General features: G+C 71.4%; 24 protein-coding genes. 8 read left to right on the top strand and 16 right to left on the bottom strand.

The annotated features are described in order from the left end of the window. Position 1: 1 nt before the first annotated feature. The gene (locus tag C4V41_RS61665; protein WP_103954535.1) at positions 2–565 is read right to left on the bottom strand and encodes a hypothetical protein; all 564 of its coding nucleotides are present in this window, start codon (positions 563–565) and stop codon (positions 2–4) included. Between the two features lie 83 nt (positions 566–648). Between C4V41_RS61665 and C4V41_RS05235 the strand changes: the two genes are divergently transcribed. Next, positions 649–2,013, top strand: coding sequence for a glycoside hydrolase family 43 protein (locus C4V41_RS05235; RefSeq protein ID WP_235029906.1), 1,365 nt, complete (start codon positions 649–651; stop codon positions 2,011–2,013). Here C4V41_RS05235 and C4V41_RS05230 read toward each other — a convergent pair. Next, positions 2,010–2,813 carry an SAM-dependent methyltransferase gene (locus C4V41_RS05230; RefSeq protein WP_103954533.1) on the bottom strand — a complete coding sequence of 268 codons (804 nt, stop codon included), beginning with the start codon at positions 2,811–2,813 and terminating at the stop codon, positions 2,010–2,012. The genes C4V41_RS05235 and C4V41_RS05230 overlap by 4 nt on opposite strands. A gap of 161 nt (positions 2,814–2,974) precedes the next feature. Here C4V41_RS05230 and C4V41_RS05225 point away from each other — a divergent pair, with 161 nt between their 5' ends. After that, positions 2,975–3,535 carry a bactofilin family protein gene (locus C4V41_RS05225; RefSeq protein WP_103954532.1) on the top strand — a complete coding sequence of 187 codons (561 nt, stop codon included), beginning with the start codon at positions 2,975–2,977 and terminating at the stop codon, positions 3,533–3,535. 3 nt (positions 3,536–3,538) lie between these two features. Here the strand turns inward: C4V41_RS05225 and C4V41_RS05220 are convergent, their stop codons facing one another. Beyond that, positions 3,539–4,255 carry an NPP1 family protein gene (locus C4V41_RS05220; RefSeq protein WP_200823745.1) on the bottom strand — a complete coding sequence of 239 codons (717 nt, stop codon included), beginning with the start codon at positions 4,253–4,255 and terminating at the stop codon, positions 3,539–3,541. A gap of 181 nt (positions 4,256–4,436) precedes the next feature. Here C4V41_RS05220 and C4V41_RS05215 point away from each other — a divergent pair, with 181 nt between their 5' ends. Further along, complete coding sequence (locus C4V41_RS05215) at positions 4,437–5,837, top strand: APC family permease (RefSeq protein ID WP_103954530.1); 1,401 nt, start codon at positions 4,437–4,439, stop codon at positions 5,835–5,837. 111 nt (positions 5,838–5,948) lie between these two features. Beyond that, entirely contained in the window at positions 5,949–6,743 is a 795-nt protein-coding gene (locus tag C4V41_RS05210; protein ID WP_103954756.1) for a class I SAM-dependent methyltransferase, read from the top strand. Here the strand turns inward: C4V41_RS05210 and C4V41_RS05205 are convergent. Genes C4V41_RS05205 through C4V41_RS60595 form a run of 3 tightly spaced genes read right to left on the bottom strand, consistent with a single transcriptional unit; the run spans position 6,740 to position 9,035 of the window. Further along, complete coding sequence (locus C4V41_RS05205; RefSeq protein WP_103954529.1) at positions 6,740–7,930, bottom strand: serine hydrolase domain-containing protein; 1,191 nt, start codon at positions 7,928–7,930, stop codon at positions 6,740–6,742. The genes C4V41_RS05210 and C4V41_RS05205 overlap by 4 nt on opposite strands. 54 nt (positions 7,931–7,984) lie before the next feature. Further along, the gene (locus C4V41_RS05200) at positions 7,985–8,377 is read right to left on the bottom strand and encodes an STAS domain-containing protein (protein ID WP_146103543.1); all 393 of its coding nucleotides are present in this window, start codon (positions 8,375–8,377) and stop codon (positions 7,985–7,987) included. Between the two features lie 34 nt (positions 8,378–8,411). Then, on the bottom strand, positions 8,412–9,035 hold the full coding sequence (locus C4V41_RS60595) for a TetR/AcrR family transcriptional regulator (RefSeq protein ID WP_160150170.1): 624 nt from the start codon (positions 9,033–9,035) through the stop codon (positions 8,412–8,414). 91 nt (positions 9,036–9,126) lie between these two features. Between C4V41_RS60595 and C4V41_RS05190 the strand changes: the two genes are divergently transcribed. Next, positions 9,127–9,696, top strand: a complete 570-nt coding sequence (locus C4V41_RS05190) for a dihydrofolate reductase family protein (protein ID WP_103954527.1) — start codon at positions 9,127–9,129, stop codon at positions 9,694–9,696. 52 nt (positions 9,697–9,748) lie between these two features. Continuing rightward, positions 9,749–13,435 (top strand): nSTAND1 domain-containing NTPase, encoded by a 3,687-nt coding sequence (locus C4V41_RS05185; RefSeq protein ID WP_146103539.1) that lies wholly within the window; start codon positions 9,749–9,751, stop codon positions 13,433–13,435. Here the strand turns inward: C4V41_RS05185 and C4V41_RS05180 are convergent. From C4V41_RS05180 to C4V41_RS65250, 6 genes are all read right to left on the bottom strand, one after another. Further along, positions 13,432–13,623, bottom strand: coding sequence for a ferredoxin (locus C4V41_RS05180; RefSeq protein ID WP_103954525.1), 192 nt, complete (start codon positions 13,621–13,623; stop codon positions 13,432–13,434). The genes C4V41_RS05185 and C4V41_RS05180 overlap by 4 nt on opposite strands. Further along, on the bottom strand, positions 13,601–14,233 hold the full coding sequence (locus tag C4V41_RS05175; RefSeq protein WP_103954524.1) for a TetR/AcrR family transcriptional regulator: 633 nt from the start codon (positions 14,231–14,233) through the stop codon (positions 13,601–13,603). Before C4V41_RS05175 ends, C4V41_RS05180 begins: the two co-directional genes overlap by 23 nt. Positions 14,234–14,264: 31 nt before the next feature. Continuing rightward, on the bottom strand, positions 14,265–15,548 hold the full coding sequence (locus tag C4V41_RS05170) for a cytochrome P450 (protein ID WP_103954523.1): 1,284 nt from the start codon (positions 15,546–15,548) through the stop codon (positions 14,265–14,267). Between the two features lie 109 nt (positions 15,549–15,657). Next, positions 15,658–16,695 carry an LLM class flavin-dependent oxidoreductase gene (locus C4V41_RS05165; RefSeq protein WP_103954522.1) on the bottom strand — a complete coding sequence of 346 codons (1,038 nt, stop codon included), beginning with the start codon at positions 16,693–16,695 and terminating at the stop codon, positions 15,658–15,660. Between the two features lie 164 nt (positions 16,696–16,859). Continuing rightward, positions 16,860–17,984, bottom strand: a complete 1,125-nt coding sequence (locus C4V41_RS05160) for a winged helix DNA-binding domain-containing protein (RefSeq protein ID WP_160150169.1) — start codon at positions 17,982–17,984, stop codon at positions 16,860–16,862. Further along, positions 17,963–18,094 carry a hypothetical protein gene (locus tag C4V41_RS65250; RefSeq protein ID WP_268808531.1) on the bottom strand — a complete coding sequence of 44 codons (132 nt, stop codon included), beginning with the start codon at positions 18,092–18,094 and terminating at the stop codon, positions 17,963–17,965. The genes C4V41_RS05160 and C4V41_RS65250 overlap by 22 nt, the downstream gene beginning before the upstream one ends. A gap of 259 nt (positions 18,095–18,353) precedes the next feature. Between C4V41_RS65250 and C4V41_RS05155 the strand changes: the two genes are divergently transcribed. After that, entirely contained in the window at positions 18,354–19,118 is a 765-nt protein-coding gene (locus C4V41_RS05155) for a class I SAM-dependent methyltransferase (RefSeq protein WP_103954520.1), read from the top strand. 526 nt (positions 19,119–19,644) lie between these two features. After that, positions 19,645–19,941 carry a hypothetical protein gene (locus C4V41_RS05150; RefSeq protein WP_103954519.1) on the top strand — a complete coding sequence of 99 codons (297 nt, stop codon included), beginning with the start codon at positions 19,645–19,647 and terminating at the stop codon, positions 19,939–19,941. Between the two features lie 5 nt (positions 19,942–19,946). Here C4V41_RS05150 and C4V41_RS05145 read toward each other — a convergent pair whose 3' ends face one another. The 4 genes from C4V41_RS05145 to C4V41_RS65245 all read right to left on the bottom strand — a co-directional run bounded on the left by C4V41_RS05145 (position 19,947) and on the right by C4V41_RS65245 (position 24,022). Then, on the bottom strand, positions 19,947–20,405 hold the full coding sequence (locus C4V41_RS05145) for a helix-turn-helix domain-containing protein (RefSeq protein ID WP_235029905.1): 459 nt from the start codon (positions 20,403–20,405) through the stop codon (positions 19,947–19,949). A 97-nt stretch (positions 20,406–20,502) separates the two neighbouring features. Further along, positions 20,503–23,439, bottom strand: a complete 2,937-nt coding sequence (locus C4V41_RS05140; protein ID WP_103954517.1) for an AfsR/SARP family transcriptional regulator — start codon at positions 23,437–23,439, stop codon at positions 20,503–20,505. Positions 23,440–23,484: 45 nt separating this feature from the next. Continuing rightward, a complete protein-coding gene (locus tag C4V41_RS05135) occupies positions 23,485–23,859 on the bottom strand; it encodes a hypothetical protein (RefSeq protein WP_103954516.1) in 375 nt (124 codons plus the stop codon). 28 nt (positions 23,860–23,887) lie between these two features. After that, a complete protein-coding gene (locus C4V41_RS65245; RefSeq protein WP_268808530.1) occupies positions 23,888–24,022 on the bottom strand; it encodes a GIY-YIG nuclease family protein in 135 nt (44 codons plus the stop codon). Between the last annotated feature and the right edge of the window lie 37 nt (positions 24,023–24,059).

The raw sequence follows: 24,059 nt of genomic DNA, 5'->3' as shown, positions 1-24,059 counted from the left end.
CCTAGCCGGCGAATCCCCCGTTCCTGGTCCACCGCAGGGACGAGGAGCCGCGCTCGAAGGTTACCGTGCCGGCGCGGCCGGAGATCTTCTCCCAGCCGTCGAAGCTCCTGGTCAGGTGGTGGTCCCAGGTGCTCAGGTCGCCCGTGCCGACGGCCGCGATCGACTCCATCGGCGGCTCGCCGTCCGCGCAGTAGCGGCCGAAGTCCGCGATGGCCGCGACGGTGCCGTCGAAGGCGCGCAGCTCGATCCCCTGACAGGCCTCGGTCTTCGTGCGGTAGACCAGGCGCGGCTCTGTCCACCGCCGTGCCCGCGGGCTGTAGTGCTGCTCGAACAGGCCCTTGCCGCGCCGATAGTGCATGGCCACCCGCCGCCCGTCGGCGAGCTCGACCTCGGCGTTGAACGGGTCGCCTTCGCCGTGCCACCGGATGTCGCTCCGGCGCGGGCCCTGCTCGGAAACCGAAGGGACGGGCGACGGGACGGGGCTCGACGGCGTGGCCGCGGGGGTCTGGGTTCCGCACGCCGTCAGGAGCAGCAGCGTTCCGGTCAGTGCTCGTCTGTTCACCATCCGCATCGTAGACAAGCGCTCGTCCGACGGCGAAGAATCTCTGGTAGCGCTAACATCCGACAGCGTTCAGAAGGGTGACCACCGTGTCCCTGCGCCGAACGATCCTCGCGTTACTCATGGTCCTGATGGGCCTCCACGCCGCCCCCGCCCAGGCCGCGGCGGCGTACCAGGGCTATGTGATGGGCTACTTCAAGGAGTCGCCGAACCAGTCGGGCGACAGCTACGCCCTGCACCTGGCCGTCAGCTCCGACGGCCTCAACTGGATGCCGCTGAACCAGAACAACCCGGTCGCCACGCCCACCGCCGGCATGCAGGGGCTGCGGGACCCGTACATCCTGCGCAAGCAGGACGGCACGTTCGTGGTCCTGGCCACCGACCTCAAGGGCCGGGTGTTCAACCTGAACAACCAGTACATCCACGTGTGGGACTCGGCGAACCTGACCGGTTTCAGCAACTACCGCCGGGTGCGCCTGCACGGCATGAACACGCACTCGTGGGCGCCGGAGGCGTTCTGGGTGCCCTCACGCAACCAGTACGCGGTCATCTACTCGGCCCACAACGGCACCCGCGACGTGTTCATGGTCAACTACACGACCGACTTCATCAACATGGGCACGCCCCAGGTCTTCTTCGACCCGGGCTTCAACGTGCTCGACGGTGACGTGCTCGTGGACGGCGGCACCTTCTACCTGGCCTACAAGAACCTCGCCGACGGCAACCTGTACGTCGCCCGCTCCACCACCGGCGCGCCCAACAGCTTCACCACGCTGACCGGCGGGCTGCGGCAGGGCAACGGCATCGAGGCGCCGATCCTGGTCAAGTCGAACACGAGCGGCACGTTCTGGTTGTGGGGCGACTCGTACTCGCCGGCCAACGCGGTCTTCTACGCCTGGCAGTCCGGCAACACCACCAACTGGTCGGCGATCGGCCAGCGCGCCTTCACGCCGCCGATCAACGCCAAGCACGCGACCATCTCCCCGATCACCGCGGCCGAGCAGAGCGCGCTGGTCGGCCGGTGGGGAGCGCCGCAGTGGAACCGGCTCAAGTCCGCCAACTTCCCCGACCGGTACGTACGGCACGCGAACAACATCGCCAGGATCGACCCCTTCCCCATGGACCCGACGGCCGACCAGCAGTGGCGGCTGGTGCCCGGCCTGGCCGACGCGGCCGGGGTGTCGTTCGAGTCGGTGAACTTCCCCGGCAGGTATCTGCGGCACTGGGACTACGCGCTCAGGCTCGACCCGAACGACAACACCTCCGCCTTCCGGGCCGACGCGACGTTCTACCGTACGGCGGGGCTGGCCGACGGGGCGTGGGCGTCGTTCCGCTCGTACAACTTCCCGGACCGATATATCCGGCACTCCGGCTATCTGCTCCGCATCGACCAGCTCAGCAGCGCTTCCGCGCCGACCGCGCGGCAGGACGCGACGTTCCAGGTCACGTACTAGAGCTTGCGGGCGATGCCGCCGAACATGAGCCGCTGGCCCACCGTCAGCTCCGCGGGGACGGGCTCCTCCGGGCGCCACAGCGGCAGCGGCACGACCCCCGGCTCCACCAGCTCGGCGTCGCCGAAGAAGGTGGTGATCTCCTCGACGGTGCGGAACCGGCCGGTGCCGAGCAGCGCGAGATACTTCTTCTCCGCGTCGCGCGAGTCCTGGCTGGAGTCGCAGAAGTGGGTGATGAACAGGTAGCTGCCGGACGGCACCGCCGCCATGTACGCCTCGACGATCCCGCGCGGGTCCTCGTCGTCGTGCAGGTGGTGCAGGACTCCGACCAGCATGACGCCGACCGGGCGGCCGAGGTCGATGAGCCGTTGGACGGACTCGTCGGCGAGAATGGCCGCCGGGTCGCGCAGGTCGGAGGTGACCACGGCGGTGTTCTCGTTCTCCGCCAGCAGCGCGCGGCCGTGGGCCAGCACCATCGGGTCGTTGTCGACGTAGACGACACGCGACTCCGGGTTCGCGCGCTGCGCCACCTGGTGGGTGTTCTCCACCGTGGGCAGGCCCGAGCCGAGGTCGAGGAACTGCGTGATGCCCTGCTCGATCAGATAGCGCACACCCCGGCCCAGCACCTGCCGGTTGTAGGTCGCCACGTCGTAGATCTCCGGGATGACCTTGACGATCTCCGCGACGAAGGCCCGGTCGACCTCGAAGTTGTCCTTGCCGTGCAGCACGACGTCGTAGGCCCGGGCGATGCTGGGCCTGGTCGTGTCGATCGCGCTGCCCCACTCATCTGCTTTCTCGGCCACAGGCGTCCCTTCCTCGCGGAGTCGATCCCAAGATCATAGGACTCGCCGCTGATTCTGATGAGAAATCCCTAATGTCCATCTCACGTGCGCGCCACGGCCGGCCGAGAGGCTTCTCATCACCGGGGCGGACGACCCGCGCCGGACCTGACGAAAGGCTCGACATGCGCAAGATCGGACTGACCCTCGCCGGTGCCCTCCTCGGCGGCCTCGCTTTCACCGGGCCCGTGGCCGCGGCCGACACCCGTACGTGCGGCGGCACGATCCGTACCATCGGCGTTGACGACGTGAGCGTGCCCAACGGCGCCACCTGCACCCTCCTCGGCACGCGCGTGGGCGGCAACGTCAAGGTCGGCGAGGGCGCCACCCTGATCGCGCGCGACGTCCGGGTGGACGGCGACGTCCAGGCCGACGGCGCCCGCGCCGTCTCCGTGACCAGCGGTTCGAAGGTGGACGGCAACATCCAGGTGAAGGACGGCGGCGCCGTCACCGTGACCTCGGCCCGCGTCGGTGGCGACATCCAGCTTGAGGACAACCGGCGCCACCTGCGCGTCAACGGCAACCGGGTCGACGGCAACATCCAGCTCAGCGACAACCGCGAGGGGCTGCGGGTCCACCGCAACTCCGTCAAGGGCAACCTCGAATGCGAGGGCAACGGCGCGAGGGTGACCGGCGGCAAGAACGCCGTCAGCGGCGACAAGGAAGGCCAGTGCCGCCGCTTCTGACGCTCAGCCCTGCGGGTCGAACGGGATGCCGGCCGGCTTCGCCTTCGCCAGCTCGCCGGCGAACGAGGCGTCCTTGAGCCCGAAACTGGCCGAGCCGAAGTTGTGCGCCACCAGGCGGTCGCGCAGGCCGGGCGGGTAGCCGTCCCAGCCGACCAGCGCCGGGAACTGCCAGGTGCCCTTGTGGTTCTCCGGCGGCTCGGTGGCGCTCGCGAACCGGAACGCGTGGGTGGACAGCCCGTCCTTGTGGTAGATGATCTTCGGGTGGGTCCCTTCCCAGAAGAGCTGCGCACGGGGGCGGACGCTGTAGTTGCCGTGCGCGGAGGCGGCCACATACTGCGCCGTGCCGCCCTGGACCCAGACCACGACGTGCTCCCAGTCGTGCCGGTGCCCGCAGCAGCCGGGCAACGTCTGGTCCTTTTCGAAGTAGAGCCCGTAGATGTAGGCGCACCAGCCGTTGTTGCACTTCGAGCGCGAGTAGGAGTTGGTGTTGTCGAGGTCGGACAGGTCGTGGCACTGCCCGTTGACGGCGCCGCCGAGCGCCAGGCCGGGCGCGATGGTACCGTCGCGGCCGATGGCGGGCGTCGGATAGCAGCCGTCGCCGTCATAGTCGAACGCCGGCTGATAGGTACGGTCCGCCGCCGGGGCGGCGGGGTCGAGGGCGGTCGGCGGTGCGGCGTACGCGATGCCCGGACCGGCCAGGACGATAGCGACGGCACTCACGAGGACGGCGAACGATAAGCGCCATTTCCGGTGGCGGGAGAAGGACACGGCGGCTCTCCTGAAAGTGATCGACGATTCCCGCCGTATTTGTCTCACGAAGCCGTCGCGCGGGCCAGAGTAGCCGTGCTACGGGTGGGGTACGAACCCCACCTCGACAGGTACTTGCACGATAAGGACCCCCATGGCCCAGACCAGTCCCCCCAGTTCTCCAGATACGAGCAGCGGCGACCAGCCCGGCCTCAAGCAGGTGATGGGCCCCGGCCTGTTGCTGCTGTTCATCATCGGCGACATCCTCGGCACCGGCATCTACGCGCTGACCGGTCAGGTCGCGGGCGAGGTCGGCGGCGCCGCCTGGCTGCCCTTCGCCGTCGCCTTCGTCGTCGCGTTGATCACGGCGTGCTCATATCTGGAGTTGGTCACCAAGTATCCGCAGGCGGCCGGCGCCGCGCTCTACGTGCACAAGGCGTTCGGCACGCACATAGTGACGTTCCTGGTGTGCTTCGCCGTGATGTGCTCGGGCATCACCTCCGCGTCGGCGGCGTCGCGGGCCTTCGCCGCCAACCTCAGCACCGGGTTCGGGCTCGACGTCGGCAACGGCGTCATCCTGATGATCGCGCTGGGCTTCATGCTGCTGGTCCTGGCGGTCAACCTGCGCGGCGTCGGCGAGAGCGTCAAGATCAACGTCGTGCTCACCGCGATCGAGCTCTCCGGCCTGCTGCTCGTCATCGTGATCAGCCTGTACTTCATCTCCGGCGGCAACGCCGACTTCTCCCGCGTCGTCGCGTTCGAGACCCCCGAGGACAAGAGCGTGTTCCTGGCGGTCAGCGCCGCGACGTCGCTGGCCTTCTTCGCCATGGTCGGCTTCGAGGACTCCGTCAACATGGCGGAGGAGACCAAGAACCCGGCCCGGATCTTCCCCCGCATCATGCTCACCGGGCTCGGCATCACGGGCCTGATCTACGTGCTCGTGTCCATCTGCGCCGTCGCCGTGGTCCCCGTCGGAGAGCTCGCCGCCAGCGAGACCCCGCTGTCGCTCGTGGTGCAGACGGCCGCCCCCGGCTTCCCGATCTCCGACCTGCTGCCGTTCATCTCCATGTTCGCCGTCGCGAACTCCGCGCTGATCAACATGCTGATGGCCAGCCGCCTGCTGTACGGGATGGGCAAGCAGGGCGTGCTGCCGTCCTTCCTGGCGAAGGTGCACCCCAGGCGCCGCACCCCGCAGGCGGCGATCCTGTTCACCACCGCCCTCGCCGGCGGCCTCATCGTCTTCGTCTCGCTGGACCCGAAGAACCCGGTCGTGTCCCTGCTGGGCGGGACGACGTCGCTGCTCCTGCTCGCGGTCTTCGCGCTCGTCAACCTGTCCGTGCTCGTCCTGCGCAAGGACCGGGTGACGGGCGAGCACTTCAACGCGGGCCGGATCCTGCCGGTGATCGGCTCGATCACGTGCCTCTATTTGGTGCTGCCCTGGTCTTCCGGGCGCCCGGCCGGCCAATACCAGATCGCGGGCATCCTGCTGGCGATCGGCCTGGTGCTGTGGGTGGTCACCTGGTACGTCCACCAGAGGGAGAACGCCAACCGCTGAACGATGCCGGGCGGCGCCGTCCTCCTTGTGGCGGCGCCGCCGCTCAGTTGACACCCCGGGTCAACCTCGCCAGTCTTTCAGGACGCGTAAGTCGGTCGGTGAGGAGTGTTCGTGGGGGAACAGCAGACTGAACTGAAGGACTTCTGGGAGACGCGCCTGCAGGCCGACTGGACCGAGAGCGGGGTCGGCTACAAGAGCCTCGGCCGGGCGTTCAACGTCTGGATGTACCGGGTGCGCAGCGAGGTCTTCCGGCGCGAGGTGGGCGCGCTCGGTCTCGACCTGTCGTCGGTCCCCGTGCTCGACGTCGGCTCCGGCACCGGCTTCTACCTGCGGCTGTGGCGCTCCCTCGGCGCCCGGTCGATCACGGGCTCCGACCTCACCCGCGCGGCCACCGAGCGCCTGCGCCTGCGTTTCCCCGAGACGGAGATCCTGCGGCTCGACATCACCGACCCGGCGGGCGCGCTGGAGCCCGCCTCGTTCGGGGCGGTCTCGGCCATGGACATGCTGTTCCACATCACCGACGACGAACGCTACCGGGCGGCGCTGCGCTCCATCGGCGCGGCCACGAAGCCGGGCGGGACCTTCGTGTTGTCGGAGAACTTCCTGCACGGGCGCGAGCAGCGCGGCGAGCACCAGGTGAACCACACGCTCTCGTGGATCACCGGAGCCCTCGACGAGGCCGGGTTCGACGTGGTCCGGCGGGTGCCGATGCTGGTGCTGATGAACGCCCAGGTCGATGCCAACCCGGTGTGGCGCAAGCTCTGGGGCGGCTTCCTGCGGGCCGCCACGCTCACGGAGTTCACGGGCGGTCTGACCGGAGGGCTGCTCACGCTCGCCGAACGGCGGCTGGTCCGGGTCGTGCGCGAAAGCCCCACGACGGAACTGATGATCTGCCGGCGGCGCTAGGCGGTGATCAGCCGGCGTTCGTGGTTGATGATCGGCTCGATGTCGAGGTCGTAGTTGCACAGCACCACGGCCACCCAGTCGAGGTCGAGGTAGATGCTCCAGTTCGTCGAGCCGCCCGCGATGCCGCCGCCGTGCGCGATGAAACGCCGGTCGTTGTAGATGGAGGCGATCGGCCCGTAGGCCTGGAAGGGCTCGCCGCGGGCGGGGTCGGGCGGGCCCTCGCGCAGGGGCGCGCCGGAGACCTTCGGGCTCACGTACAGGTCGGTGTGGGCCTGCTTGAGCAGTTTGTTGCGCTGCAGCGCGAGCGCGAAGCGGACCAGGTCGGGGGCGGTGGAGAAGCCGTTCCCGCCGCCGGAGCCGATGAAGGCGCGCGCCGAGTTGCTGCCCACCACGCCACTGCCGCCGCCCTTGTCGAGGTTGCGCACGCCGTCGACGCGCGAGCCGTCCTCCTGCCACATGTACGGATGCGCGATGCGCTCGTTCGCCAGCCACTCCGGCGTCGTGTAGTAGGCGGAGTCGGTCATCCCGGCCGGCACGAAGACGTGCTCGCGGACGTACTCGTGGAACGGCTGCCCCGACACCGTCGCCACGAGCTCGCCGAGCAGCTCGTACCCCATGCTCGCGTACTCCTTGGCGGTGCCGGGCGTGAAGCGCAGCTTCTGGGCCCGGCCCCGGCGCGCGATGTCCTGGTTGCGCTCCTCGATGCTGGTGAAGATGTGGCCCGTCGGCGTGGAGTTGGTGGGGTCGGTCATCCCGGCGGTGTGGGTGAGCATCTGGTGGACGGTGACGTGCTCGGCGATCTCCTTCGGGAAGCCGTCGAGGTAGGCACCGATCTTGTCGTAGAACTTGATCTTCTTCTGCTGGGCGAGCCGGCAGACCGCCAGGCCGGTGAACGGCTTCGAGGCCGAGGCCAGGGCGTAGATGGTGTCGATCCGGTTGGGGATCGCCTTCTCCTTGTCGGCCATGCCGTACGCGCGGGCGAGCACGGGGCGGCCGCGGTGGGCGAGCAGCACCGTGCCGGAGAACTTGTCCTGTTCGGCCAGGTCCTTGATGTACCGGTCGAAGGAACCGCCGGGGCGCAGGTCCGCGGGGGTCCGGGCGGCGCCCGTACCTGCCAGCACCTCGCTCGCGGTCAGCGGGACGGCGCCGAGCAGGCCGAGCGCGGCGCGCCGGGAGGGTCGCGTCATCTTTTTCATCCAGGTGATGAAAGCGGGCGCGGTGTTTCCGTGGCGTTTCCGCGATCACCGCAGCGGGGGCAGCTCCAGCAGCTCGCTGACGCGGCTCACGCTGTCGGGGACGTTCGTGAAGAGTACGGCGCTCTCCTCGCAGAAGGTGGCCAGCACCCGGATCCCGGCCACGTCGATGAAGGTGAGCCGGTCGAGGTCGACGACGAGCCGGCCGGCGATGCCCCGGGCCGTCGCCAGGATGCCCGCCACGGCGGCGCCGTTGCTGAAGTCGATCTCACCGATCAGCCGGAGCTCCGACCGCCCCGGCCGCTCCACCAGACCGACCCACAGCAGGGTGTCGGTGTAGAGCAGGCGCTCGCTCTCCAATCGCAGTTCGCCTGGCCGCTCCGGGCCGCAAGGGCCCATCGACAACATCGTTCCCATGGCGAGGCGCGAGATGAGCAGCATCGGAGCTCCTTCCCGCCTCCACGGTAACCCCCTCTCACCGCACGTCCAGGTCCTCGAAACTCGGGCCACGGCCGGGCAGGGGCGCGCCCGGGCGCAGGCCGTCGAGGACGAGCGCGAGGTGCCGGTCGGTGTCGTCCATCCCGTCCGGCAGGCCGGGCAGCGGGCGCAGCACCCGGGCCAGGAGCAGGGCCAGGTCGCCGCCGGTGAGGTCGGCGCGCACGGCGCCCTCGGCCTGGGCGCGGGCGACCATCCGGTCCAGGGCCCGCAGCAGCGACCGGCGCAGCCGCAGGTTCTCCGGATCGGTACGCGGGGCGTCCCACGCCGGCGCGAACCAGGCCGACAGGCGGCTGGCCAGCGGCAGGTCGTCACCGGCGGCGCGGACGAACCGGCCGAGGGCGCCCCAGCCGTCGGGCTCCTCGGCCTCGGCGGTGCTGGCGGTGTCGACCACCCGGCGCAGGTCGTCGAGCGCGACGGCCTGGACCAGCGCCTGCCGGTGCGGGAACCGGCGGTAGACGGTGCCCACGCCGACCCCGGCGCGACGGGCGACGTCGTCGAGGGAGACCTCGGTGCCGTGCTCGGCGATGAGGTCGCGGGCGGCCTCGACGAGCTTCTCACGGTTGCGCCGGGCGTCGGCTCGCAGTCCTCCGGTCGTGGTCATGACCACATGATAAGCGGAGGGAATCCTCCGATTCGGGCGCTGTCGCTTCTGTACAAGACCTGGCCTCGCGCTCGCTCTTAGCCTTCCAGGCATGACGAAAAAGCTGGTCATTTCGGAGTTCGTGTCACTCGACGGTGTCATGGAGGGTCCGGGCGGCGAGCCCGGTTTCCGGCACAGCGGCTGGGTGATGGAGCACTACGTCCCCGACCACGACGACCACAAGTTCGAGGAGCTTCAGGAGACCTCGGCCCTGCTGCTCGGCCGGGTCACCTACGAGGGCTTCTCCGCCGCCTGGCCGGAGGTGACGGGCGCGTTCGCCGACCGGATGAACGCGCTGCCCAAGTACGTCGCGTCCGGCACCCTGCGGGAGCCCCTGACCTGGAACGCCACCCTTCTCGCGGGCGACCTGACGAGCGAGGTCGAGGCGCTCAAGCGGCAGGACGGCGACGGGCACCTCTTCGTCCACGGCAGCCGCACGCTCGCGCAGGAGCTGCTGCGGCGGGGCCTGGTCGACGAGGTGCGGCTCATGGTCTTCCCGGTCGTGCTGGGGTCCGGCGCGCGGCTGTTCGCCGAGTCGCCGGACAAGACGTCGCTGGCGCTGTCGGGGAGCCGCACGTTCGACTCGGGTGTGGTCGCGCTGACCTATTCGCGGCGTTCGTAACCCTTGTATGGCCTCCCGGGCATCTTCCGCCGCTGATGTGAGCGGTGGTGGGATGAGAGGCCCCATGGAGCCGCGCCCCGACGATCCCCCGCCCGGCCCGGACGACGACGGCCGGGACGGCGTCCACCTGACGGCGCACGCCTCCGACGCGGCCCGGATCCACCAGGCGGGCCGCGACCAGCACTTCCACTACGCGGACGGCACGCGCCGGACCGTGCCGGGCGCGGTGGCGGACCAGTGCCCGTACCCGGGGCTGGCCGCCTTCGGCCGTGACCAGGCCCGCTGGTTCTTCGGCCGGGACGCGCTGATCGCGGAGCTGCTCGCCCGGCTCGACCACCGCCTGACCGCGCGCGGCATCCAGATGGTGGTGGCGCCGTCGGGCGCGGGCAAGACCTCGCTGCTCCGCGCGGGCCTGCTGCCCCGGCTGGAGCAGGGCGCCCTGCCGGGGTCCCGGCACTGGCCGGTGGTGGAGTGCACGCCGACCGGGGATCCGTTCCTGGCGCTGGCCACGCGGCTCGGCCCGCTCGCCGGCGCCGATCCCCAGGCGGTGGCCGAGACGCTCGCCGACGACCCGCGCGAGGCGGTACGCCTGCTCGACGAGGCCCTGAGCCGGGACGGCCGCTTGGTGGTGGTGGTCGACCAGTTCGAGGAGTTGTTCACGCTGTGCGGCGACGCCGCGCGGCGGCACCGGTTCGCCGAGTCGCTCGCCCTGCTGGCCGCCGGGGACGCGCTGGTCCTGATCGGCGTGCGGGCCGACTTCTACCCGGCCTGCGTCGGCCTTCCCGCCCTGCGTACCGCCCTGCAGGACAGCCCGCTGGTGATCGGCGCGATGTCCCCGTCCGAGCTGCGCGCCGCCATCGTGCACCCCGCGCAGGACGTCGGGCTGGAGATGGAGCCCGGCCTGGTCGAGGTGCTGCTGCGCGACCTCGGCGCGGTCACCGACGACTCCGAGAACGCGGCGGGCCGGCTGCCGCTGCTGGCCCACGCGCTGCGCGCGAGCTGGCTGCAGCGCCACGGCGCCACCCTCACCGTTGACGGCTACCGGGCGACCGGCGGCATTCAGCGCGCCATCGCCACCACCGCGGAACGCGTGTACGCCGGCCTCGACCCCGCGGGCCAGGCCATGGCCCGCTCGCTGCTGCTGCGCCTGACCAGGATCGGCGACGGCACCCAGGACACGCGCCGCCGGCTGCCGTGGGCCGAGCTGGTGAACGGCAGCTCCGCCCCGGCCACGGCCGCGGCGGTGGCCGACCGGTTCACGCAGGCGCGGCTGCTCACCCGGCACCAGGACGCCGTCGAGATCACGCACGAGGCCCTCCTGCACGGCTGGCCGCTGCTGCGCCGCTGGATAGACGACGACCGCGCCGGCCGGCCCGCCCGCCAGGACCTGGAGGAGACGGCGGCGGCGTGGGACCGCGCGCGGCGCGACTCCTCGCGGCTGTACCGGGGCAACCGGCTGGAGGCGGTACGCGGGTGGGCGAACGGGTCCGCGGACGCGGATCTCAGCCAGGCGGCGCGGGCGTTCCTGGCGGCCTCCGAACGGCAGCGGCGCCGTACGCAGCGGGTGCGCGGCGGGATCATCGCGGCGCTGACCGCGCTGACGGTCGCCGCCACGAGCGGCGCGCTCCTCGCCCTCGGCGGCCAGTCGGAGGCGATACGCCAGCGCGACCTCGTGCTCTACAGCCGGGTGCTCGCCGAGTCCGACCGGGTACGCGACACGAACGCCTCGCTGTCGGCCCAGCTCGCGGTGCGCGCGCACCAGATGAGGCCGTCGGCGGAGACGTTCACGCGGCTCGTCTCGGCCGCCACCCTGCCCCTCGCCACCCCGCTCACCGGCCACACCGACGCGGTGTCCGGCCTGGCCTTCCGGCCTGACGGGAAGGTCCTGGCCAGTTCCTCCGACGACGGCACGATCAGGCTGTGGGACGTGTCACGGCCCGGCAAGGCCAGACCCCTGGGGCTTCCGCTGACCGGCTTGGAGTTCGGCGTCACCTCCCTGGCCTTCGGCGCCGGGCGGATCGTGGCGGGCGCGGACCTTTCGCACATCCGGCTGTGGGACGTCTCCGACCCCGCCGCACCGAAAACGCTGGGCGAGCCTTTGGCCAACGATACGGAGAGCGAGATCGCCATCAGCCCCGACGGGCGACTGCTGGCCAGCGGCGGCCACGGAGATCGCGTCCGGCTGTGGAGCCTGGCCGATCCGGCCCGGCCCAGGCTCCTGTCCAGCGTCGACACCGGCGGCTCCACGGAGTCGCTGGCCTTCGCCCCCGACGGCCGCACCCTGGTGGCGAACGCGCTGCTGGTGGACGTGTCCGATCCGGCCCGCCCCGAGCCGCTCGGCAAGCGCGTCGAAGGCGCCGCGCGCGCACCCTCGTTCAGCCCCGACGGCCGCCTGCTGACGGCCATCGACGCCGACCGCGCCGCGCGCCTGTGGCATCTGGACGACCGGAGGTCACCGGCCCCGATCGGACGCCCTTTCCCCGACCGGTCCAGCAACATCGCGGCCTTCGGCCCTGGCGGGCAGGTCCTGGCCACCGGAAACACGCAGGGCGCGGTGCAACTGTGGAACATCTCCGCTCCCGGCGCCCCGCTGGCGCTCGGGCTGCCCTTCTCCGCCCACACCGGTTACCTCAGCGCCCTGACCTTCAGCGCCGACGGGCGGCTGCTGGCCAGTGCCGGCGCCGATCACACCATCCAGTTGTGGCACCTGACGCCGTCACGCTGGGCCGGGCACACCGTCGGCGTCGCCGCGGTGGACGTCCGCTCCGACGGCCGGGTCGTGGCCAGCGGCGGTTACGACCACACGATCAGGCTCTGGAGCCTTTCCGGCACGGGCGGCCTCACGCCACTCGGCCCGCCCATCAGGGAACACGGCGACGCCGTCACGGCCATCGCCTTCAGCCCGGACGGACGCCTGCTCGCCAGCGGCTCCTCCCTCAGGGACCCGGCGGTGCGGCTGTGGGACGTCTCCGGCCCGGCCAGGGCCGGCCCGCCGAGCCGGCTCACCGGTCATACCGAGCACGTCTCCTCGCTCGTCTTCGACCCGAGCGGAGGGCTGCTGGCCAGCGCGAGCTGGGACCGCACGATCCGGGTGTGGGACATCGGCGCCGCTTCGACGCTGATGACGCTGGCCGAACCCGGCTGGGTCCACGCGGTGGCCTTCCGCCCCGACGGCCGCCTGCTCGCCGCCGCCGGCAAAGACCTGACCGTACGCCTGTGGCACGTGCCCGGCTTCGCCCCCGCCGCCACGTTCACCGCCCACACGGCGGAGGTCAAGGCCGTCGCCTTCCGGCCCGACGGCCGGGTCCTGGCCAGCGCGGGCGAGGACGGACGCGTACGCCTGTGGAACCTCGCCGACCCCACGGCCCCGAAGTCCATCGGACCTGCCCTCACCGGCCACACGGAGCCGGTCGCGGCCGTCGCCTTCAGCCCCGACGGGCGCACGCTGGCGAGCGCCGGTGCCGACGAGAGCATCCGCCTGTGGGACGTCACCGACCCGGCCCGGCCCGAGCCCTTCGGCCGGCCGCTGACCGGGTTCAGCGGCGGCATCAGCTCGCTGGACTTCGGCCCCGGCGGCAGGACCCTGGCCGCCGCGGGCAGTGAACTGATCTTCTACGACCTCGACGCGGACCGGGCCGTCCAGCGGATCTGCGCGCTCACCGGGCAGGTGCTCACGGCGGCGGAATGGCGGCGCCGCATCGGCCCCGAGATCCCCTTCACCGCCCCCTGCCCTTCCTAGAGGAGCTCGATCGCGCGTTCCGGGCAGTTGGACACCGCCAGGCGGGCGGTGTGCTCCTCGCCCGCCGGCACACTGCCGTCGCCGGTGACGAGGCCGTAGCCCTCGTCGTCCTCGCCGAACAGGTCAGGGGCCAGGTCGTAGCAGCGGCCGTGCCCCTGGCAGCGTTCAGGATCGATGCGTACCTTCATCGTGCGTACTCCGCTCTGTGTTCGATGGGGCGGCGAGCGCGCCGACGACGCGGGCGAGCAGCGCCCCCCACTCCTCGTCATCGACGGCGTGCAGGGCCGGGCTGATGAGCGCGCTGCCCACCGACAGCAGCAGGCAGAAGTGGGCCAGCGCGTCCGGCGACACCCGCGGATCCAGTTCGCCACCATCCTGCGCCACCCGCGCCAGGTCGGCCAGCCAGCCGGCACGCTCGGCGGCGTAGTCGCGCATGGCGAGCGCCACGTCCTCGTCCCTGCGGGCCGCGACCATGGCCTCGACGATCACGTCGTTCCTGGCCGCGTTGCGGTGCGGCAGCCAGCGGCCGATCGCGAGCAGCAGGTCGGGCACCGGCAGATCGGGGCCGGCGGCGACCACGTCGGCCAGCGGCCGCCGGCCGTGCTCGCGCAGCGCGGCCACCAGCAGGTCGGCCTTCGAGCCGAAGTGGGCGTACAGCGCGCCGTTGCTCACCCCCGCCGCCACGGCGATGTCGGCCACGCGGGTGCCGTCGTAGCCGCGGGCGGCGAAGACCTCCGCCGCGGCCCGCAGCAACCGTGCGCGAGTCTCGGCGGCGGTGACACCGGCGATGCGTCCCATAGGAGAATTAAAAGATCGTTCATTTCGTCCGTCAACCCGGGACGGCCCCGATCCGCAGCGGAAGCGTGCGCGGACCGCGTACCTGACTCGCGGCCCAGGTCACCGCCGCCGGATCGGCCAGCGTGAACTCGGGAACGCGCTCCAGCCAGACCTCCAGCGCCACCCGCAGCTCCATCCGCGCGAGATGCGAGCCCACACACCGATGGATGCCCAGCCCGAAGGCGGCGTGCCGGTTGACCTCCCGATCGATGACGACCTCGTTCGCCTGCTCGAACTGCGCCGGATCACGGTTGGCCGCCGGGAACGACAGCAGCACCCAGTCGTCGGCCCGCATGTCGACGCCGTTCCAGCTCATGTCCTCTTTTACCAGCCGCGCCATCGTGACCGGCGCGTACGCCCGCAGCAGCTCCTCCATCGCCGTCGGCAGCAGCCCCGGCTCGGCCACCAGCCGCTCCCGATCGGCCGGCGTCTTCGCCAGATGCCACAACGACGCCCCGATGGCGCTCCACGTCGTGTCGATCCCCGCGATGAGCAGCAACGTCATCGTGCCCACCACATGCGTGGGATCGAGCTTGCGGCCGTGGAGCTCGGCATTGATGAGGTACGTCGTCAGGTCGTCGCGCGGGTTGGCGAGGTGGTCCTGAATCTGCACGACCAGATAGTCGGACAACTGCGTGAACCGCTCGAACCGCTCCTCGGGCGGCCGGTTCACGCTCTCCAGGGCGTTCTCGACGAACACCCGGAACCGCGGCCCGTCCTCGGGCGGGAAGCCCAGCATGTCGGCGATCACCCGCATCGGAATGTGCTGGGCGTAGTCACGGGCCGCGTCCACGACGTCCTGTCCCTGCATCGCGTCGATCAGCTCGTGACAGAACGCCCGCGTCGCCGCCTCCTGCCTGCTCACGGCCGTCTTGGTGAACGCCGGGAGCAGCAGCTTGCGGGCGTCGTGGTGGAACGGCGGATCGGAGGAGATCGGCGGCGCCGCGCCGACCGGGGCCAGCTCGGGGGGTGGCTTGACGTTGCTGATGATGATCGAGCGCGACGAGAAGCGGTCGGTGTCGTACGCGATCGCGGCGACGTCCTCGTAGCGGGTCGGCAGCCAGACACCCCCGAACCGCTCGGTGTGCGCGATCGGGCAGCGTTGCCGCAGGTCGTCCTGGATGGCGTAGGGGTCCGCGGCGTACGCGGGGTCGACATGGGAGAAGTCGGTCGCCCAGTCTGAGACCGGATCGGTCACGATCTCGCTGTAGGTGCCGAGCAGCCGGTTCTTGCGGGCCTCTTCGAGGCCTTGACCGAAGCGGTCGTCCACGGTCATCTCGCAACTCCGTCTCTGACGTGGATCACGACATGCCGCAATTAAAAAAGCATTCATTTGATACGTCAAGGGCCCCGCGTGTCTGAGGCGGGGCCCGCTGGGGAACGGCTCAGGTGGTCAGCTTCGCGAGCTGGGCCATCTCTGTCGATGGATCGATCACCGGCTGAATGACGATCTCGTCGACCCCGGCTTGTTCCAGGGTGGCGAGGCGAGCGAGAAGGTCGTCCCGCGTTCCGGCCAGGGTCAGCGCGTCGATCAGCGACGGCAGGATCAGGTCCCGGTCCGCCGGTGCGATGCGCTCCAGATAGTGGGGGTAGAGCGCGGTGTGCCGGTCCGGCGCGACGGTCGTGGTGCCCCGCCGGTCGAGGAGTGACCGTACCGCGTGACGTTCCTCGGCACCGAGCCTTTCGGCGAACGCGGGTGCGTCGGCGGCGAACGTCAACAGCGACATGACGATGTGACCCGTCGCGTCCCGGACCGCGTCGCCATAGGGGTCCTCGCCCTCGTCGAGCACGTGCAGCGAGGTCATGACGTAGGAGCCGACGTCATGAGGAGCGCCCGCGGCCTGCCTGCGAGTGTGGTGGAACGCGCTCCAGGCCGCAGGATCCAGAAGGCCGAAGGAGATGATGCCGGTGCCGCGACGGCCGGCGACGGCGGCGGCCTTCAGACCGGTCGCGGCCACCAGGAACTCGATGGGGTCGGTGGTGTTGACATGCTGACCGGCATGCAGGAGCCGGATGTCGCCGGCCCGGTCACCCTCGCGGTACTCGACGGCGCCTCCGGCGCACAATTCCTGCAGCCCGGCGGTGAATCTCTCGAGTTCGGCCGTCGTGGCCGGCGGCATTCCCAGGGTGCGCCGGGCGGTGTTGCCGGTGCCGACGCCGCAGATGATCCGGCCTGGCGCCAGCGCGTTGAGGCTGGCGAACGCGCTCGCCGCGGCCGGCAACGACCGCAATGCCGGTGAGGTCACCCCGACGCCGAGCTTGATACGGCTGGTGGCCTTCGCGCACAAGGCCAGCGCCACGAACGGATCGCCGTGGAGCATGGGTGTGTCGTAGACCCAGAAGCTGCTGAAGCCCAGCTCCTCGGCCTGCGCGGCCAAGTCCTCCACACCGGGTTGAGCCGTGACCACAATGCCTTTGCGCATGATGCCTCCGCCGGTTGATGGACCTTCACGCGACCGATCGGCCAGATTGCTCGACAACCCTGGACACCGGCTCAGGGATCCGGTCCGGCGGAGGCGGCCCTGACCGGGCCTCCACCGAGCGGGACGGTTCGAGCCGGCGTCGATGCGGCCGCCCGGGGCCGAGGTCACAGCAGGCTCACCGAGACGACGGCGCGTGCGCCCAGGAACACGCCCAGTTCGTCGGCCGCGGCGTGCAGCGCGGCGGTTTCTGCGGCGCCGAACGGCCGGTACAGCACCGCTTCGAGCACGACTGCGCCGGCCCGGACCGTGCGCCTCCAGCGGCCGGCCACCTGCGTGTCGACCACGATGACGCCGTTCGGCAGGGCGAGCTTGTCCGGTGCCGCCACCAGCAGGCCGCCGAGGTCGAGCAGGTGCTTGCTCTGCCGGTAGCCGACGATGTACTCGTCGTACGCCTGCAGCAGCCGCACCGATGGGTGTCCGGCCGGCGCGGGGGCGTCCCCCGGCGCGGACCAGTAGGTGACGCCGTCGACGTCGGTGTTCTCCAGCGCGTCGCCGGCGAGTGACAGCCCGGTGGCGATGTCGGCGAGTGTGAGGCTGGACCACCACGCCAGGTCCTTCGCCGTCGCCGGACCGTGGCTGGTGAAGAACCGGCGGACCAGCTCGGCCAGCGCCGCCTCGCGCTCCAGGCTCGCCGCCCGCGGGACCCGCTCGTCGAGCAGCGCGTACGTGTGCCGCCTTCCCCGCAGCGGGCCGCTGCAGATCACCCGCTCCAGTTCGGCGTGGATGAGGATGTAGCCGAGCCGGAACCGCTCCGCGAGGATGCCGTGCCGGGCGAGCAACGCCGCGATCTCGGTGCGGGTCAGGTGGTTCGCGCCGGCGACGGCGTCGGCGATCAGGTCCGTGGTACGGCGCAGCAGCGGGCCGTCGAGCTCGCCCCGCCGGTAGGCATAGGCGTTGAGCACGTGCACCCGCGGCGCCGTCAGCTCCAGCAGCCAGCGCAGGTCGGCGGGGGCCACGAAGTGCCACGTCGGGCGCAGCACGTGCGTGCGCAGGATGACGCCGTCGTCGAACGCGCGATCGAGGTCCACGTCGGTGACGCCGGGGCCGAGCCGCTGGGCGACCGCCCACTTCGCCGGGTGGTAGTCCTGCGACTGCAGCGCGCCGAACCAGCCGACCACCTCGGCGGCACCGGCGAACGGGACCGGCGGCGCGCCGCCCAGGCCGACGGCGCCGGTGCGGCGGTGGGCCAGCTCAAGCCCGTCCAGCGTCACGGCCGCCCGCCGGCCCACGCCTGGACGACCTCGTCGAGCGCGCCTGCCGGCTCCGGCCCCGAGCGGGCAGGCCGGTGCCGACGGGGTGGGACGTCCATGATCTCGCCGGCGAGCTGATCGATGGTCATGCGGATTCTCCCCACGCTCGTGGGGACTACCGTACCTGTCGCCCTGGCTTCGCACCCTGTGCCTTCTGCGTACAGACGGCCCCGAGGCCGACCACCGTCGCCGGTTGGCCCATGGGGGCGATCGGCGCGCCTGAGCCGGAGGAGCGGCTCCTTCGACCCGGCTCGATCTGCTGCGTCTTCGCTGGTGAGGGTGTTAGGCCGGCTGCCTGCTCGATCCATATCCGCCGTATGTCTGTGCCGCCGAGGCTACTGGGCCAAAATGGCCCGCATGCCTACAATGCCCGAAGATCACGTTGAGACCGCGCACCCGTCCCGATTCAATGACTATGACCATATCGCCGAGGGGTACTCGGCCGAGAACGAGACGAGCCTCCCGAACGCGTACTACGAACGGCCCGCGATGCTGGAGCTCGCCGGGGACGTGACCGGCCGGCGGATCCTCGACGCCGGCTGCGGCTCGGGTCCCCTGTTCTCCGCGCTGCGCGATCGAGGCGCCATCGTGACCGGCATCGACGCGAGTGCCGGAATGCTGGAGCTGGCGCGACGGCGGCTGGGCGATGACGCGGATCTGCGGGTCGCCGACCTGGCCGGCCCGCTGCCCTTTCCCGACGGCGCGTTCGACGACGTCATCGCGTCCCTGGTGCTGCACTACCTGGAAGATTGGGGACCGACGCTGGCCGAGCTGCGACGCGTGCTCAGGCCGGGCGGCCGGCTCCTCGTCTCGGTCGACCATCCTTTCGTGATCACCCTCATGCAGCACATGGCCGGGGAGAAGCCCAGCTATTTCGGAACCCGTAACCGGATCGAAGAATGGACCATGGGTGGGCAGACCACCCAGATGAGCTTCTGGGACCGGCCGCTGCACGCGATGACCGAGGCCTTCACCGCGGCCGGCTTTCGCATCAGCGTCATCAGCGAACCGCCGTTCGTGCCGGAAGCCCGCGAACTGTTCCCCGAGGAGTTCCGCAAGATCACCGGCACGAGGTTCCTGAGCTTTCTGTTCTTCGTTCTGGACGCCGGCTGACACGAACTCCGCCCTACGCACGCTTTGCCTCATGCCCCGAGACAGCCCGGTCCTCCACGGGGCAGAAGGCGCCTGACCGTGCAAGGGAGCAACTGATCACGGCACTGACGATCCAGGGGCTGGGCATCCTCGCCCTGCTGACCGTCGGCCAGAGCGGCAGCGGGATCGCCATCGTGCTCGCCACCGTCTCCGTATGTCCCCACAGCGGCCTTCTTCGGTCACGCCGTCGGGCTGGTCGCCTACACGGTCATCGCCACCTCCAGGCTGCCCGACAGCGAGCAGGGGCCGGCCACCGGCCTGAGCACGATGAGCCGGCAGATCGGCCTCACCCTGGGCATCCCGGTCCTGGCCGTCGCCGCCGTCGCCAGCCTCCTCACCGCCCTCCTGGTCGCCCTCTTCTTCCGGCCACCCGCCCCTGGCGCGTAGTGGCAAGTGCCTGGCACGCATCGCTAACGATCCAGCGCCCGCCCGCGGGACACCATGGACGCAGTGGCCACTACCGACCTCCTCAGAGAAGGGCAACACCATGCCGAAACTCGGCAAGCTCACCATGGCGGCCGCAGCGGCCGCGCTCTGCGCGAGTACAGTCCTGGTCACCCCCGCCACCGCCGCTTCTTCCGCGGTCATGGGGTGCGGCGCTTTCGAGGGCGCGGTGAAGAAGGACGGCACCTGGTACGCCCGGGTCTACAACGCCTGCGGCCAATCCAAGAGAATGAAGGCCACGGTCACCGGCTGGTTCGACGGCCCGTGCGAATGGGTCGGCGCCTACAGCCGGGCCGACCTGCGGGCCCCCGACAAGCCGTCCGGCACCAAGGACTGCTGAAACGGTCAGGACCTCCGCGCCGGGCGCGGAGGTCCGTACCCGTGGCGGTGTTCAAGCGGGGACATTCCATAGGCCGTACGAAAGGCCCTGGTGAAATGGGCGTGGCTGGGAAAACCCCACCGGCCGGCGATGGCGTGAATGGGCCGATCCCGCAGCGCCGGATCCGTCAGGTCGTGGCGGCATCGTTCCAGCCGCTGGTTCCGGATCCACGACGCGACCGTCGTGTCCTGGCCGGCGAACAACCGGTGCAGGGAGCGTACGGACATGTGGTGCGCCGTCGCGATCGTCTTGGGTGACAGGCGCGGATCGGCCAGGTTCTCCTGGATATAGCCGCGAACGCGCGCCAGCTGAGAGTCCCGGCGCGTCTCAAAACGGTGCTCGGCGGTGGGTTCGCGGACGAGTATGGCGGCGATGAGGTCCAGCAGTGACGCCAGTGCGCCGGCCCCCGACATTGTCCCGATCATCGAGGTGCTCCTTTCCTTCCCCGACCCCCGTCGGCGATGGAGCACCATCGTGAACAATCCGCCTTACCGCACACTGACCGCACAGGCCACGGCCGTCTCAGCCGAGGACGCGGATCCGTTCGCTCAGTTCCCGGGCACGTGACGCCGTCCCAGAGGCCTCCGCGCTGCCCGACTGCGCCCGGGCCAGTACGGTCAGGATCTTGGCCTCGATGGGCAGCGCGCCGAGCCGCCTGCTCAGCAGCGCGGCTTCGGTCAGGTACGCCGTCGCGCGCTCCACCTCCCCGGCCCGCAGATGACACTCGCCGAGCGAGGCCAGGACCCGCGCCTGGACGAAGCCGTCCCTGATCTTCTCCGCGATCACCAGCGCCTCCCGCAGCGTCCGTTTGGCCCGGTCGGTGTCGCCGGCCGCCAGGCGTACCAGGCCGAGGCCGTGCAGGGCGTGCGCCTCGGCGTACGGGGAGCCGTCGTCGCGGGCCAGCCGCAGCGCCCACTCGAACAGCGGCCGGGCCTCGGTCGGCCGCCCCTGCAGGAGCCGTAATTCGCCGCAGCGGGAGAGCACCTGTGGATGGGAGCGGTGGCTGTCGTGCAGGTCGAGCAGAGCCATGGCGCGCAGCAGGCGCGATTCGGCCTCCTCCGGCTGGTCGAGGTCGAGGTGGACCTCGGCGATGCTGCGCAGGGTGAGGATCTCGGTGCCGACGTCCCCGGCCGCGCACACGATGGCCAGCGCCTGCTCGTACGAGGCCAGCGCCCGGTGGCAGCGGCCGCGCATGGCGTCGGTCGAGGCGGCCAGCACCAGCGCCAGCGTCAGCCCGTACACCTCCTCCACCTCCCCGAACAGCTTCACCGCCGCCTCCAGCGAACGGGCCGCCTCCTCGTAGCGGTGCTGGTAGCGCAGGAGATAGCCCAGCCCGGTCAGCACCGCCGCCCGGCCTCTGCGGTTGCCGGCGGCGCGGGTCGCCTCCAGGGCCGCGGCGTGCACCGCGCGCCACTCGTCGTGGTGCCAGTGCACCTCGAACACCGAGACCAGGGAGACCGCCAGGTCCCAGCACAGTTCGTCCCGGCCCGTGGCGGCCGCCTGGCGTGCCAGGGCGACGAGGTTGTGCCGCTCGTCGTCCGCCCAGCCGAGGGGGTCGTCGGCGATGACGGCCGCGGCCAGCCCGGGTTCGGGCTCCCAGTCGGCCACGTCGCCGTGCAGGACGACGAAGTCGCCGCCGTACTGGGTACGGTGTGCCCGCCGGGCGAGGGTCAGCGACCAGGTGAGGACCCGGCCCAGCGCCTCCTCTGCCTCGTCGGCGGGGTCGGCGAGCTCACGGGCGTACGCCCTGATCAGGTCGTGCATGGTGTAGCGGCCCTGTTCGACCTCCAGCAGGCGTGCGCGTACCAGCCGGTCGAACACCCGCTGCGCCTCCGCGACCGGGCAGTCGAGCGCGGCCGCTCCGGTGGCGGCGGTGAAGTCGGGCGAGTCCAGCCGGCCGAGCAGGCGCAGCAGGCGGGCGGCCCGCTCGTCCAGGCCGCGGTAGCCGACGGCGAGGCTGGCGCGGATGCTCAGGGCGCCATGCGACAGCTCGTCCAGGCGCAGCCGCTCGTCGCGGAGGCGGGCCACCAGGTCGGCCGCCGTCGCGGCGGGGTCCGCGCTCAGCCGGGCGCCGGCGATGCGGACCGCCAGGGGCAGGTGGCCGCACAGCCGTACCAGTTCACGGGCCGCTTCGGGCTCGGCCTCGGCGCGCTCGCGGCCGATGATGCGCGACAGCAGCTCCAGCGCGTGCGCGGGAGAGAACTCGCGCAGTTCCAGGTGCAGCGCGCCGGGCAGCCGGTCCAGGGTGTAACGGCTGGTCACCAGCACGCCGCAGGTGGAGGTGCCCGGCAGGAGCGGGAGCACCTGCTCCTCGGTGTCGGCGTCGTCGAGGACGATCAGTACGCGGCGGAAGGCGAGCAGGGAGCGGTACAGTTCCGCGCGCTCCTCGGTGCCCGGCGGCACGGCGGCGGGTTCGACGCCGAGGTCGCGCAGGAAGGTGACCAGGACCGCGCCGGGGTCGGCGGGCGTCCGCTTGCCCGACCTGAGGTCGGCGTACAGGACACCGGCGAACTCCGCGCGCAGGCGGTGGGCGGCGTGCACGGCCAGCGTGGTCTTGCCGACGCCGCCGCCCCCGGTGATCGCCGAGACCACCACGGTGTGGTGCGGCCCGTTGCCCAGCTCGCCCAGCAACCGCTCGGTCTGCTCGCCGCGCCCGGTGAAGTCGCGCAGATCCGGCGGCAGGTGTACGGGCGGCGCGGCGGCGGACGTCACGGCGGGCGCGCGCTCCACCAGCAGGTCGAGGTGCAACTGCCGTAACGTGGGCGAAGGGTCCACGCCCAGGTCGTGGGCCAGCCGCGTGCGTACGCTCTCATAGTGCCGCAGCGCCTCGGCGCGCCGCCCCGACGCGTTCAGCAGCCCGATGAACCGGTGCTGCAGCGCCTCGTCGTACGGCCAGGCCTCGGCGGTCATCGTGACGAACGGCATCGCCAGCTCGGGTTTGCCCAGGTCGAGGGCCCGGTCGGCCAGCAGGCAGGTGGCGTGCACCCGGGCCCGCTCCAGATCCTGCAGCACCGAGGTCCACTCTTCCGCGCAACCGTCGAGCACCGGGCCGCGCCACAGCCGCAGGGCGGCGCGCAGGCCGTCGATGTCGGCGGCGGGCTCCTCGCCGGAGGCGGCCTTGGTCAGCGCGGCCATGAACCGGCTCGCGTCGACCAGGGCGGGGGGAACGTCGAGGCGGTAGCCGGGGCCGTCTCGTACGAGCACGTCGGTCATGTCCAGGTTCTGCCACAGCCAGCGCCGCAGCCGGGACACCGTCGTGTGCAGCGTCCCGTACGCCGCCGTGCCCGGCTCCCAGACCAGTTCGAGGAGCCGGTCGGCGGGCCACACCTGGCCGGGACGGAGCAGCAGCAGGCCGAGGAGCCGGCGTACGGCGGGACGGGTCAGCTCGGCCGGACGCCCGCCGCGGTGGATCTCCAGCGGGCCCAGGATCAGGAATGAGACTTCGTGCGCATCGTTCACAGACGGCCCCCCGAAAGCGCGTCCGGAATTGCCCAGAATCCCACTCTATTCGCCGGCGCCCCGGCTTCGGCGGTCGCGGAAAGTACGTCGGCCGTTATCTGAGCGTCGCGGCGAGCTCGGCGTTGCGCCGGGCGAACTCGGCCCACTCAGGGGGCGGGCGGCGACGGCCGCGGCCAGCCGTTCCCTGTCTCGCGGGCCGACGCCGCGCCCGCTCGCGAGGTCGCGTCCGGCGGCGGTGAGCCGGTCCCGCGTGTACGCCAGCGGGTACGCCCGCAGCAGCCCCGAGACCGCCAGCCGCGCACCTCCTTGGCCGCGGTTCCAGGGCGGCATGGCGGCTTCGAGCAGGTTGCGCTCCAGCCACGCGGCCTCGTGCGCCGAGCCGCACGCCACCGCCTCGACCCGGGCGACCCTGGCGACCATCTCCGCCAGGTGCGCGCGGTCGCGCAGGTCACCCCCCGTACGACCGCACCCGGCTCCGCAGGTCGGTGGCGCGCCCCAGGTAGAGGATCCGGCCGCGCCGGTCGCGGAACCGGTGGACGCCGGGCTCACGAGGCAGCCGCGCCACCGAAGATCTGGCCGGCACCCGGCCGAGTGAAACACCGGCCGCCTGGGGTGTCAAC

It is taken from the genome of Nonomuraea solani (assembly GCF_900108335.1).
In the GTDB taxonomy this organism is placed as follows: domain Bacteria; phylum Actinomycetota; class Actinomycetes; order Streptosporangiales; family Streptosporangiaceae; genus Nonomuraea; species Nonomuraea solani.
Note: the sequence above shows the minus strand (reverse complement) of the source record. Positions and strands in the feature narration are given on the sequence as shown.